The following is a 12468-nucleotide window of genomic DNA, read 5'->3' on the forward strand; positions in this document are numbered from 1 at the left end:
TTTTTACCACAGAAACTAAGCGTCTTCCAATTCCGCCACTTATTCGTTTGCCTCCACAATAGAGGCATTCTTATATGAACAAAAAGACTCTTTGTAGTATCTACCGCCGTGGAGCGTATGCAGCGTACTCGGCTCGACTTGCAAAGAGAAGAAAAAAGGTGAGGCATGATAGTTCCCGGATAGGCGGTCAAGCCACACCGGGAGAAGCTGATTATTAATCGGGTTAATAATTATTATTTTGTTATTTTTAGAAATTCAGGAGCAATACCATACAAAGGGCTTGTTCCATCCCATTTGTCAATGAACTGTTTATATAATATTTCTTTCGTCAGACCTCTTGACTGAATTAGAGCCTGCTCGGTTTTTAACTGTTCCAGTTCATTGCGCTTCTTCTGTTCCTCAATTTGTTGATCCAACACGGAGATATTGGTATTCACTTCATTTCTACTATCAATTTTTTCGCGAACTTTATCGGAGAACTCCAACTGGGCAGAGAATGTGAGTAGTTGCAAACCTCTTTTTTCAAACTCTTTATCAACGATCTGTTCTAATCGTTTCTCAAACACTAATGAGCCTCCGTCAGCCATCAAGCTATCGGTTTTATGCTTCCGGCTTTCTTCCTTTATCAAATCATATATACGTGGTTCTAAAATGTTATCTTCCAACGAGGACATAAAATCACTTCCACGGCCAATATGCTTGTTGTCAAAGACAACATCAATGGCACGGTTCTTGATAACTTTATAGCTATATGTGGGACGTGCCTTAAACTCTGTATTATCGGCTGCTTTCAGTGTGACAGCTTCGGCAAATTCTCCACGCTGATCGAATAGTGGAACCTGAAAAAGCTCTGAGCCTAATTCCCATGTAGATACCTTACCGGAAACGATTTTAAAATCTTCTTTCCCTTGTTTGCCGTAGTTCTCCATAAGGACACCGGCATAATTGGGAGCAACTCTTTCGCATGAAGCAAACAAAACAACGGCAAATAATGCCACAATCAAAAAATCAATCTTTCTTTTCATTTTCTACTTTTTTAATGATATTATAAACTATAAATGCTACAATCAGCATGATTATTGAAATTCCCAGCCACGCATTTATGTGATTGAATACGCGGTTGCCAATGAAGAAAGCCGATACGACAAGTACCGGCTTCCAGTATTTCTTTACAGACTTCATTGTTATTGTTCGATAATGGCAATATCCGGTGCCAATTTACGAATTAACAACAATTGCTCGTCAATGGCCTTATTACGCTCTTCTTCCACGATTACTTCTGCACCGGGAGAGCAAAGGGATAATCGAATGTTACGCCCATCCACATCTGCAATGATTTCCACTTCAATTTCTTCTGCCGGGCGACCTTTGAAAATCGGGACAATGAGATTGAATGAGGCCGGAAGATTGGAATTGACAACTTGGCTGTAATTGTCGGTGCGACTACCGTTGTCTTGTCGGGAATTTTCCACTTTTGAGTCGATGCTGGCTTTGAAGTTCTTCAGGACTGTAACCAATTCCATGTTGTATTGTGCATCTTTGAAAAAGGCACGATTCATTTTGAAGAACTTTGAAAGCTGCACTGGCTCCCATGTCTTGCTTGTATTGATACCAAATTCAAGAAACTTGGGATAGTATTTCAATTCACCTCTTACAGTAGCTTTATTCCTACTGTCAGTTTCATTGGTGACAAGTTTGAGTGTCATTTTCTCCCGATCAACAAGAATATAACAACGTTTCTGATTGATCTGCTCTTTTTCAGAGATTCTTTTCAAGAGAAATTCATGAACACTTCCAATTGTTCCGGCTAATTCTACCTTATCAGGTTCCAGTACCGGTAACTCATTTTCTTCGTGAAGTTCAATAACTCTAAGGGTTGCTTCGGTTATACCCGGAGCAAAATTCACTTGCATCTTTTCGTTTTCCATGCTGTTCTACAAATTTTTAGTTCTGTTTTTAAATGATTTGGCTGGTTTGAAATGTGGAGTATAATGCTCCGCTATGACAATCGTCTCGTTTTTGTGTATGTTACGAGCAACTTTTCGTTTATAGTGTTTGGGTGACAGTGTACCAAAACCTCTGATATAAAGAGTCTTTCCATTAGCTACTGCATCTACGGTTTCCTTCAATGCTGCTTCTATAACTGTTCGGATTTCGCAAATAGCAATACCGGTTGATTCGGCTACTTGCTTGATAAGTTCTTCTTTTCTCATGGCTTATCCCTCCGTACCAGTAGATTCAATGTCCTCGAAGACCGTTTTTTGCATCTCTTGTGCCTCCATCGGACGTTCTTTAACCAAATCGCCATTACCGTTGTAATATCCGGTGGTACGAGTGCTACGTTCCATAAACTTAAAGCATTCATCCGTAATTTCCTCATAACCACGCTTTATATCGGTAAGCAACGTTTTTTTACGTTCCTTTTTAGGTTTCAGTTTGTCCTTGTATGCTTGCATGAAAGCTTTCTTTTCTTCTTCCAGTGCGGCCATGTCAAGGTCAATATTTGCCAATTCCGTTTTCCGTTCACCCATTTCTTCCTCACTGAAAGGAGAGGTATAGGTGATTCTTTCAACTGCTGCGCAATTGTCTTCCAACATTTGTCTGCGAAGCAATGGATTCTTGTCTTTAAATAGTTCTTTATCCATATCATAAAGGTTTTAAGCCATATCGGGCAGAACCGACAAATGGCTGTGGGTTAGTCCTTATGTTTGCTTTGTGTATATCATCTGTACGATGATTGAATAATCGGGGTAATCCCGTTATTTTGTCATATACAACCAGTTCAGACGATACGTAACAAATAAAGCCTTTCAGTCGCTCTTTCAACCATGCGTTCTGATAGGCTCTGCGTTCACGATACTCTTGGTAGCTCATTCCCTTTGGACGAGCTGTGAGAAGGGGAGTGTAATTTCTCGCCCCCCCCGATTTAGATTTACTCTTTCCCATCAATCAAATTTTTATATTGTTTTTCTGAAACGAACTTGTCGCAGTTCTTATACCAAGTGCCATCATTTATTTTGTATGGGTTGCTCGTTTCATCCACTTCATCCACTTCATTCATAATACCGACTACCGCATTTTCTTTGCTATTATCATCCCATACAATAACAACATCGCCGACAGTCGGGATATATTCAGGCTGTAACTTCTCAAAATTGAAGGAGTAATGTTTTTCTTCCTTCATGGCGGCAAGCATCTTTGCCTTTTCCTCTTCCGTAGCTTTACGGAATCCCTTCATGCCTCCGATACCAGCTTCGGGTGTGAATTTTACAAAAACTCTGTCACCTTCATCATTGGAAGGAACATAGGCGACAAGGCCGAAAGGTACTTTAATTGCCGGTAAAAAAGGGAGTGGTCTTTCTTCTCTAATTTCAGAGAGAATCATCATGCTGCCCCCTCCGCGATTCGGATTGATAATTACGTCACCGGGGATGAATGTCTCACCTTCAAATTCAAATTTACCCCCCCCCCGTAACTTTTTGAGTAGGTTGCATACTTTCTTCTTTCACGATTTTTACCATGTGTCCTTCGGGCACTTCAACTGTTACTGTTCTCATTTTAATTTGATTTTAAATTGGTTATTGTATTCTATGTATTTTTCCGGGCAGGTTGTTTCTATAATTCCGTTCATTGTAGGAATACGAAACAACTTGCCGGATTTATGAAGCTCTTTTTCAAGCTGTTTTGCTTTATGTAAAGCAGCCAAAGAACGTGTTTCATTTTCGATCAGTTCTTTAGCCGCTGTGATACTGTTACTAATTTTTTCACATGAATCCATTACTTGACTTCTTCTGCGTATGGAGTATCGTCTTCCTCAAAATCGTCCGGTTTCTGACCTTGTGCCTTTTTCCAGTCTTCAAACATTTCATCATCCAACTGGCTCTCTGTTTCAAGAACTTTAATCATGGAATCTGAAATGCCGGTTTTGGGCAGGAATTTGAAAGCCCAGTTCACGATTGTTTTTCGAGCCATTTCTTCAAAGTCTGTGTCCCACGGAGATTGCTTGCCTTTCTTGACAGCCTCACTACGACTTTTTATTTCTTCAATACGTGCTTTGGGCATTGCATCGAATTTTACAACACCGGAAGTCAAGACTGCAAAATAGTAGCCACCAAGAAGATCACCACGTTCTCCGAATACATTGGGTTTGTGGATGATAGTGCCGCCGGTACCTTTTGTCATACTGAACTCATCATTAGCATAAACCAAATCTGAATAAATATCCTTTACAACACCAGTACGGATCAAAATATCAACTTTCCCCATGTATGAAGCTTGGAACTTCACTTTGCCTTTGTATGGTACAAGATACCCCAATCTTAGTTCAGGATTGAGTGTCAGACCGGTAAGAGAAACGTTTTTGATTGCTTCGACAAGATGATCGGGATATTGCCGGGCACAGTCAATCAAATAAGGATTATTCAACATTGCCTGCATAGCGAAATTGACTTCACGGGCAAATTGCTGTTCTGTGCCACCAGCTGCTATAAATGCCTTTTTAGGGGAGATAAAACAGCTTTCCAATCCTTTCAGTTGTACTGGAAAGGCTGGTGGGGCAGAAGGAACGGGTGGTTGTGGTGTGGAAGGTGTTGGGGAGACCGGTTCTGTTTTTGTTGGTGAAGGAGCATTGTGTTGTTCCATTCCCAAGTTCCCTTGTTGGGGGGATTGATTCTCTGTTTTACTCATTGTTCTTGATTATTATAAAAGTTAAACATCTTGTTCTTTTCAAATGCAGGTGTGTCCGGCACCATTATTCTTCGTCCTTTGAATCCCGGCTGAATAAATATCTGTGCACCGTCAAAATCATTGTTTTGTGTACAGTAAACATGCTGGTCTAACAATTTCTTGAAAGCCAATGCGCTTGCCCCCATTTTCACAATTCCGTCTTCCAAATGGAAAGCCCAGTTAGCTGCACTGACAAATACTGCGTCATAGGGAGCTGTCTTTTGTTGCATAACCCAGTAGAACTCCTTCCATACTCCGGTACGTTCATGTTCAAAAAACTGGTAAAAGGCTGCCGAAATACCGTAATGAAATTTGGCGATAGTCCGGTTAACCGTTTCTTCATGAAGATCATCAACCGCCAATGTTTTCCAGTCAACAATTTTTTTGGCCGTTTCCACATCAGGGCGATATTTGAACTTGCATCCTTCGTATTCAACGAAATGGCTAACTTCGGCTTTTCCCCATTTTAATATCTGCCTGATCTGTTTGGAGGTGTCCCGGCAATTATTAAGAAGCTCATAAACCATTGTTTCAACCAATTGTATATCGGTTGTGCTTGTCAATGTTTTACCGGGATTTGATTCTTTGGCCTCTATTAGTGCAATCTGATATTTTTGGGTGTCTCGTCCATACGGACAGCCAGTTTTAGGATTTATAGGTGGCTCAAATACAAGAAGATTGTTTCTCCATTTGTCAAGTGTTCCAGTATTAACAAGACTTTCCATTGCATCATGGTACAGCGAGCCTTTTTCAGAAGCTTCAATACTGATCTCGAACATTTCAGGGTGCAATGCCTTGTATCGGGCAAACTTTGGGGACACTATATAATCTTTAATCTGCGTACTACTTAGGAAATCTTTGAATCTTTCTCCACGGTGGTATTCCTCATTTGGCAGATTGTAAATTGTATCTTCTATATTACTCATATAATGAATTTGGAGTTTTACAAAAAACTCCCTACTTTCGCAAGCAAGGAGCCAATAACTAACTAAAAAACTTATTCATCACTTGTGGATAGTAATTCTTTGTAATTCTGTAATATGTATTCTTTTTCTTTATCTGTAAAAGAATAGGCTTTAGCCATAAATTTCATTGCCATATCCTCATTGTGATCGGAAAGGGGATAATAGTCAGTAGCGAATTTGTAAGTAAGCCTATTCAATCGCTCATACTTAACTTTGACCTCTTTAACCCGTCCGCTTATTTCCGAGATAATACCGGACGCTTCTTGCATCTTTTCGTCATATTCTTTTTGGTCTTTCGCTGCTTGTTCTTTCATAACCTTGTTCTGTGCGGCAAAGTTTGAAATCTTTTCGTATAGTTCACTTGAATACACAAAGCCACAGTTAACCTCAAAGTCTGGCTTGATAGAGTAATTGTATTTATCTTTCTTGACGAGATATTTGTAGTCGCTTCCGAGTTTGTTCCAATCGTATTCAACTTTGCGAAGGGTTTTCGCATTACGTAATGCTTCTGCTACCGCATTCGCTTCTTCCATGTCTGTAAAAGCGTAACCTTCAAAGAATGGGATCGTGAACACTTTCAAATCAGCAGGTTCAATCTCAAACAATTCGGGAACCTCCGGCTTATCCATAATTTTGATACCTTCCTCCATCATGCGGAGTTTAATCAATTTCTGTACATCTTCCTCCGTTAACGCAAGAATCTCTTGCTCGGTCATTTCTGTAATTCCTTTCATACTTTTAGCATTTAAAATGTGTTCCCGTCCGCGTTCCGATGGATTGTTGGCCGTAGCTTTTTAGCGGTGACCGCTTCTTGCGAAGCACGGGTATATATATCATTTAAAGTATCTATTCAGTTAAGAATGTATTTATAAACGCCCTACGTTTACTTTGTCATAATATAAGTTGTTTTTGATAACTTAGTGATTCGTGTGCTGCATCTTCTTATTGGCAGTCCGTATTCACACTCTTTTCACTAATCCGCTTTGGCTACTTTGTCGGTCTATTTCGCCCTTTAGATAAGCAGTAAACCTTGTTTTAAGTCTTTATTTGTTCAGACTATACAATATGTCAAAGAACGTTTTGTTAGTTCCCGGAAAGACGGCCAAATCCGTCCGGGATTATTTTCTTTCCATGAATTTTCTCAAAGCTGATTTGGTAAAAATGAGACTCTTGCCATTTTTGGTGTGAGGAATATCATGTATTCGATTGTATAAGGTTTGCAACTTCCATCCAAGAAATACAGCTGCTTGTTTGGCATTCAAATACTCTTCGGTTTCAACAGTCGCCATTTCAGTTACAGCCTTTCTCACATCATTGCGAATAAACTTGTGCAGTTCTTCTGCAATCATTCTGGCATCTGAACGGTTCATTTCTTTATCGCTTCGATGGTTATCTGATTTTTATCTTTGTCGATGGATATTGAATATCTTTCAACGTCTTCACGGGGATCAGTAAAAGCTAATTGATAGGCGTAGCTTCTTGCATTGACGCAATCCTTGTAAGAATCCAGCTGCATTACTTTGGAAGAACCAGCTTTAATACTTAGAATATCTTTCTTTGTTACTTTCATATTATTTTCTATTTTATACTTAAATTTTCCACAAAAAATTTGCATAAAAGAAAGCTAACAACTACATTTGCCAATGAGATATGTAGTAAGTGGCTTTTGAAGTCGCCAGCTTTCTTGTTGTTCAAACTTACACTCTTTGTTTGTTTGACGTTGCAAATATACTTCATATTTTCAGAAGTACAATAAAATACTTCATAAAATTTGTAGTATATCGTATGTTATAAAACATGTTTTAATATAAGTTGCTGGTTTATAAAATGTTATACAAGTGAGGCTTGCGTAAAAAGAAAGCTTTCTGAAAAAAAAGTAATGTCGTTCTATTAGTATTGTAATAATTGAAGAAGTAAAAGACGATCTCATTCGGTAAGGTGCTGGATTGCTGCATAGTTAGCCCTTAGACGGTTTCCCGTTTTTGCTATATGCAGCATAAGAAATGTCTCGTTCGTATAAGTACGCCGTTCTTAGCTGGCCGGGCATTAACAAGTTACCCGACTTCCCGGATTTTTCGCTTACTTGTAGCTGTGCAGGCATCCCGGTTTCGTTTGCCTCTCAATATCGCACGCCTTTCGCAGTATTGAGTTGTAAGAGTGTAACCCTCTGTCTCTCCGCTATGCGGCCTACCGCCGATTACACAATGTGGAGAAAAAGAAAATCCGCAAATAGGTAGCAGCTATTTACGGATTTCTATATATAAACTCCAAGTAGGATGTTTAATCAATTTATGTGGTAATACTGCTACTATTACGGATGCAAATATACTACTTAATTTATGAAGTATGCAAGAAATTGACGATAAAAAATTGAGTGATCTCTCAAAAAGGTTTTTGCAAGCAATTTCATATTGTGGTTTGAGTGGGTATAAATTAAAGAAAGACAATATTATATCCAGTGAATCAACCCTTACCAGTATAAAAAAAGGGATTCAGTTGCCAAGTAAAAAAACAATTGATGCTTTTTGTGAGAAGTATGATGTGAGCAGAGCATGGCTATATACTGGAGAAGGTTTGTTTGCAAAGACTCCATCAGGACAAATAGAACCTTCGGAGAAGGATATTAGGGATGCTCTGAAAAATGCAAGAATGCAATCAGATTCTACGATTAGTAAAGTAGCTCCTTATCTTCAAGATATTCTTGTAAAAGTAAAATATGTTCCGATGGATGCTGCGGCTTCATTTGTCGAAAGCTTATATAATACAGCTTATGAAATTGATTCTTATGGTGTCATGCCGGAAGAAGGTGAAGTGCTTGATGATTCTTATATGGTCTTTCAAGTACGTGGTGACAGCATGGAGCCAACTATACCGGACGGAGCTAAAATTCTTGCTCGCAAAATAGAAGAAGGTTTGTGGGAAAGCGCGTCAGGAGTTGTGAGTATTGTATATGGGAAAACACTTTCAGTCAAGCGGATATTAAAAAACAGTCTTTTCTTGGATAATGTGCTGACTTTAAAGGCTGATAACCCCAAGCATGGCCAGTTAGATGTCGAGAGAAGAGAAATAAGGGGGATGTGGCAAGCATTACGCATAATAAGTCAAAAGATTATTTGATATGGAAGAAAGGGCTATTGACAGATTACGAAAATTTGCAAGGTATGCACGTGATAAGGGAGTTGTCAAAGGTGAGAACTCGTTTGAGGCTTATTGTGAACTATCAAATAGATACATTTATAATTCCATAAGGAACGGGAAGGGGGCTATTGGAACTGATATAATAGCTCGTATTGTAGATAAGTTCCCGGAATTGAATGTGAAATGGCTTTGTACTGGTAAGGGGAACATGATCGAAACGGATATGGATGCGAATGTCAACTACAAAGCAGCTTATGAAGGTGCGATGATGCAGATAGAAGCACTGCATAAAATTATAGAAGAAAATAAGCGGAGATGATATAAATATGATACCATTAATATATTTTTAACAAGTATTTTGCTGATTATCAGTATAATAGTAAAATGTGTTAGTTCCGTACGCACCGCTTTTATAGAAAGCAAAATAAAGTAAAGCTCTGTAATTCAATGATTACAGGGCTTTTTCTTTTTCCCCGCTTAGGCAAAAAATAGCGGTTTAAAGCAGTTCTCACGTGGCTTATTCGTGGGACTTTTTGAAAACTGTTTTTGCTCCCACGAATTGACGCATTTGTCTTTGATTGTCGGCTTTTTGCGTAGCTGGTTTTTGAGTGTAGCAAACTAATTTTGTACCACTTAAAAAAACAAAGAATTATGGGAGTAGTGAAAAGAAACACACTAAGCGTATTGTTCATCATCAAAAAAGTAAAACTTCTGAAAAATGGTGAAGCTCCTATTTGTATGCGCATCACCGTAAACAAGCGAGTAGCCGAAGTTATGATTAAACGGAGTATTCCCGTAGATTTATGGAATCAGAAAAAGGAATGTTCCAAAGGAAAAGACCGTGTAGCTACAGAACTGAACCACTATATCAATACGATTCGTGCTAAAGTATTGCAGATACACCGTGAACTGGAAATAGACAACAAACCGATAACAGCCGATACAATAAAGGATTGTTTCTACGGACGGGACAAGGTACAGCGCAGCTTGTTGGAAGTATATGCGGAGCATAACGAGAAATGCCGTGCCCTGATTGGCAAGGAATATACAGAAAGCACCGTAACCAAGTTTGATACTTCAATAAACCGCTTGAAAGAATATATTCGTAGTTGTTACCACCGTGATGATATAATGCTGGCAGAACTGGACGGGCAATTTATCCGTGATTTTGATTTTTGGCTGAAAACGGATAAGCATTGCCAAAACAATTCCGCATTGAAACATTTGAAGAACTTGAAAAAGATTATCCGTATTGCTTTGGCTAACGATTGGATAAAGAAAGACCCGTTTTACGGCATCCACTTCAAGCAGGATGAAGTAAATGTAGAGTTTCTTTCACGTGAAGAACTGGATATTCTGATGAACAAAGAATTTACTATCAAACGGTTGGAGCAGGTAAGAGATGTTTTTGTCTTTTGTTGTTTTACCGCGCTTGCTTTCGTGGATGTGCAGCAATTAAGCCGTGAACACCTGATAAAAGACAACAACGGTGCTTTGTGGATACGCAAGGCACGACAGAAAACTAATCAGATGTGTAATGTTCCCGTCTTATCTATTCCTCAAAGGATATTGAGGAAATATGAAGATAATGCAGAGTGTATAAAGAAAGGTGTGCTTTTACCCGTAATCAGTAATCAGCGCATGAATGCCTACTTGAAAGAAATCGCTGATTTATGCGGCATTACCAAACGCTTAACTACACATGTAGCACGCCATACGGCGGCTACCGTAGTTTTTCTCGCCAATGATGTATCAATGGAAAATGTATCTAAGATTTTGGGACATTCCAATATAAGAATGACACAGCACTATGCAAAGGTTTTGGATAGCTCTATTATGCGTGATATGGCAAATGTAGAGAGAAATTTTCTTATAAAATAGAGAATGAGGGCAATCAATAGCTATATGCCATGCTATTGATTGCCTATTTTTTCTTGAATCATTTTCCTAAATGATATTTGAGAAAATCATAATAACATATCATTTTGTAAAAAACGCTTTTTAGATTTTCATTATTTCCTTCTAAAACAGAAATATGCTTATTCAAAATTTCAAATAAATCGTCAGAGTTGATTTTGTCTTTTTTTAGATATGGTATATATTTAATATATTCTAAACCAAATTCATCGATAAAATCAATCATTGTTTCCTGATAAGATGCAACATCTTTTTTCTTCCTAATGTCATATTTTCCGGTAGGCTCATAAAATTTATGTTGTATAGCCAATAAGTGATGTTTTATAATTCTTTCATCAACAGTGTCTATAGGTTTCTGCTCTTGATAGTAATTTGAATTGACCAAATATTTAAAGAATGGCAGATATTTTGTGCCCTTTAATAAAGCTGGTAAAGTAACATTTACAATATCATTATTATTCAACGATTTATCTTTTATAAGAATATCTTCAATCAAATCTTTCCGTTCATAACGTCTATATCCAGCCTTTACAACTTTATTAATAGCACCTATCCCCAAAACAACATCTAAATTTTTGATGTCTTCTTTTGAATCAATATTTTGTACATAAACTTTAGATGATGAGTCTGTTGTCATAACAAGTTCATATACATGTTCTTTTAATAAGCGAAGTAAACCTGCTGGAAATTTTCTCTTAATAGATGATAATGCAAGAAATAGTGGTCTAAAATCACTCATTGTAATAGTTTTTACAGGAATACGTATTTCTTCATGTGCTATCGTATGAGTTGCATATTCTATCTCTTGTTGAGATACATTATATTGAATAAAAATAAGTCTATTTTTTAATTTTTGCAGGTTGTCACTTGTTAAACATTGTGCTATTGAGTTTAAAATTTTGAGAATGTTTTCATCAGTTAAAGAATAACCAATAAAAATGATTGGATGCTCTGTAAATATCGTAAGTAATTTAGCTGCTAAATATGGATTTTTCTTTTCAAAAGAAATATAATCTTCATCGGTTAATATTAAGGAGTTAGGTTTGGATTGACAGCCATGTATTTTATATATTTCTCCAACTCCTTGAGGAGATGAAAAGAACAATTCTTCTTGACCGATATATGTTTTAAAATCACTAAATATTTTTTCTAATAAGTTATCGTAGTTTGTTGTTATAATACCGTCTATGACTATTTTTTTGCATAAATCTAATTCTTCTAAAAGTATTTTATCTTGGATTTTGATATCCATTTTCCCTTTCAGATAATGAGATATTTCTATTTTTAATGCAGAATATTTATTTGTATTATATTCTTTATATCTATTTCTACTTTTTTCATATTCAGGCAATTTCCACCATCGTTCATGTAAGTCTTCCGCAATTAAAGATGCTATTCGAGGTAGCTTACCACCAGAAGATGAAAAGTAATATTGATAATCTACATTATTTAATGTAGCAAACCGTTTTAGCAATCCTTCCCAATCTTCTAAGCCTAAATATCTACGTGAAAATCCAGAACCAACAAATAAAAATGGTGCAGTATTATAATGTCCAATAAATTCTAATATTCTATTTTCCATGATTTTAGTATTTAAAAACAAATATACGGAATTTTATTGGGTGCAATGTGATTTTGTTTGATTTCTTTTTAAGAGGAATTTTCCAAATCTGAATAAAGTTAATGTTCTTAGTCAGTTTCGGAAAAAAATGTGTTTTTTAAA

The 12468-nt window shown here is 37.3% G+C and carries 17 protein-coding genes; 4 read left to right on the plus strand and 13 right to left on the minus strand.

Annotated features, from left to right (window positions below; all coding sequences use genetic code 11):
* The first annotated feature begins 74 nt into the window (after nucleotides 1-74).
* A complete protein-coding gene (locus HUX74_RS15465) occupies nucleotides 75-218 on the plus strand; it encodes a hypothetical protein (protein ID WP_153877579.1) in 144 nt (47 codons plus the stop codon).
* 15 nt (nucleotides 219-233) lie between these two features.
* Here HUX74_RS15465 and HUX74_RS15470 read toward each other — a convergent pair whose 3' ends face one another.
* The 12 genes from HUX74_RS15470 to HUX74_RS15525 form a co-directional block, all read right to left on the minus strand.
* Complete coding sequence (locus HUX74_RS15470; RefSeq protein WP_174646972.1) at nucleotides 234-1025, minus strand: SPFH domain-containing protein; 792 nt, start codon at nucleotides 1023-1025, stop codon at nucleotides 234-236.
* Nucleotides 1009-1182 carry a hypothetical protein gene (locus HUX74_RS15475; protein WP_174646973.1) on the minus strand — a complete coding sequence of 58 codons (174 nt, stop codon included), beginning with the start codon at nucleotides 1180-1182 and terminating at the stop codon, nucleotides 1009-1011. The genes HUX74_RS15470 and HUX74_RS15475 overlap by 17 nt, the downstream gene beginning before the upstream one ends.
* A gap of 2 nt (nucleotides 1183-1184) precedes the next feature.
* Entirely contained in the window at nucleotides 1185-1928 is a 744-nt protein-coding gene (locus tag HUX74_RS15480) for a hypothetical protein (RefSeq protein ID WP_174646974.1), read from the minus strand.
* A gap of 6 nt (nucleotides 1929-1934) precedes the next feature.
* The gene (locus tag HUX74_RS15485; RefSeq protein WP_174646975.1) at nucleotides 1935-2213 is read right to left on the minus strand and encodes an HU family DNA-binding protein; all 279 of its coding nucleotides are present in this window, start codon (nucleotides 2211-2213) and stop codon (nucleotides 1935-1937) included.
* A 3-nt stretch (nucleotides 2214-2216) separates the two neighbouring features.
* On the minus strand, nucleotides 2217-2645 hold the full coding sequence (locus HUX74_RS15490; RefSeq protein ID WP_057087798.1) for a hypothetical protein: 429 nt from the start codon (nucleotides 2643-2645) through the stop codon (nucleotides 2217-2219).
* 287 nt (nucleotides 2646-2932) lie between these two features.
* Entirely contained in the window at nucleotides 2933-3388 is a 456-nt protein-coding gene (locus HUX74_RS15495; protein ID WP_254592877.1) for a hypothetical protein, read from the minus strand.
* Between the two features lie 165 nt (nucleotides 3389-3553).
* Nucleotides 3554-3778 carry a hypothetical protein gene (locus tag HUX74_RS15500; RefSeq protein ID WP_004326701.1) on the minus strand — a complete coding sequence of 75 codons (225 nt, stop codon included), beginning with the start codon at nucleotides 3776-3778 and terminating at the stop codon, nucleotides 3554-3556.
* Nucleotides 3778-4686 (minus strand): recombinase RecT, encoded by a 909-nt coding sequence (locus HUX74_RS15505; protein ID WP_004326700.1) that lies wholly within the window; start codon nucleotides 4684-4686, stop codon nucleotides 3778-3780. The genes HUX74_RS15500 and HUX74_RS15505 overlap by 1 nt, the downstream gene beginning before the upstream one ends.
* The gene (locus HUX74_RS15510; protein WP_174646976.1) at nucleotides 4683-5651 is read right to left on the minus strand and encodes a PD-(D/E)XK nuclease-like domain-containing protein; all 969 of its coding nucleotides are present in this window, start codon (nucleotides 5649-5651) and stop codon (nucleotides 4683-4685) included. The genes HUX74_RS15505 and HUX74_RS15510 overlap by 4 nt, the downstream gene beginning before the upstream one ends.
* Before the next feature lie 71 nt (nucleotides 5652-5722).
* Nucleotides 5723-6424 carry a hypothetical protein gene (locus tag HUX74_RS15515; protein ID WP_009132292.1) on the minus strand — a complete coding sequence of 234 codons (702 nt, stop codon included), beginning with the start codon at nucleotides 6422-6424 and terminating at the stop codon, nucleotides 5723-5725.
* A 384-nt stretch (nucleotides 6425-6808) separates the two neighbouring features.
* Complete coding sequence (locus HUX74_RS15520; protein ID WP_009132293.1) at nucleotides 6809-7060, minus strand: helix-turn-helix domain-containing protein; 252 nt, start codon at nucleotides 7058-7060, stop codon at nucleotides 6809-6811.
* Nucleotides 7057-7260: a hypothetical protein gene (locus tag HUX74_RS15525; RefSeq protein ID WP_004326696.1), complete on the minus strand. Its 204-nt coding sequence runs from the start codon at nucleotides 7258-7260 to the stop codon at nucleotides 7057-7059. The genes HUX74_RS15520 and HUX74_RS15525 overlap by 4 nt, the downstream gene beginning before the upstream one ends.
* 776 nt (nucleotides 7261-8036) lie before the next feature.
* Between HUX74_RS15525 and HUX74_RS15530 the strand changes: the two genes are divergently transcribed.
* From HUX74_RS15530 to HUX74_RS15540, 3 genes are all read left to right on the plus strand, one after another.
* The gene (locus tag HUX74_RS15530) at nucleotides 8037-8807 is read left to right on the plus strand and encodes a LexA family transcriptional regulator (protein ID WP_100263562.1); all 771 of its coding nucleotides are present in this window, start codon (nucleotides 8037-8039) and stop codon (nucleotides 8805-8807) included.
* 1 nt (nucleotide 8808) lies between these two features.
* Nucleotides 8809-9147: a hypothetical protein gene (locus HUX74_RS15535; protein ID WP_057087789.1), complete on the plus strand. Its 339-nt coding sequence runs from the start codon at nucleotides 8809-8811 to the stop codon at nucleotides 9145-9147.
* A 332-nt stretch (nucleotides 9148-9479) separates the two neighbouring features.
* Complete coding sequence (locus tag HUX74_RS15540; RefSeq protein ID WP_174646977.1) at nucleotides 9480-10709, plus strand: site-specific integrase; 1230 nt, start codon at nucleotides 9480-9482, stop codon at nucleotides 10707-10709.
* A 58-nt stretch (nucleotides 10710-10767) separates the two neighbouring features.
* Here the strand turns inward: HUX74_RS15540 and HUX74_RS15545 are convergent, their stop codons facing one another.
* Nucleotides 10768-12327: an SIR2 family protein gene (locus HUX74_RS15545; protein WP_050427482.1), complete on the minus strand. Its 1560-nt coding sequence runs from the start codon at nucleotides 12325-12327 to the stop codon at nucleotides 10768-10770.
* Nucleotides 12328-12468: the final 141 nt, after the last annotated feature.

The sequence above is a fragment of the Bacteroides sp. Marseille-P8574 genome (assembly GCF_902825465.1).
In the GTDB taxonomy this organism is placed as follows: Bacteria; Bacteroidota; Bacteroidia; order Bacteroidales; family Bacteroidaceae; genus Bacteroides; species Bacteroides uniformis.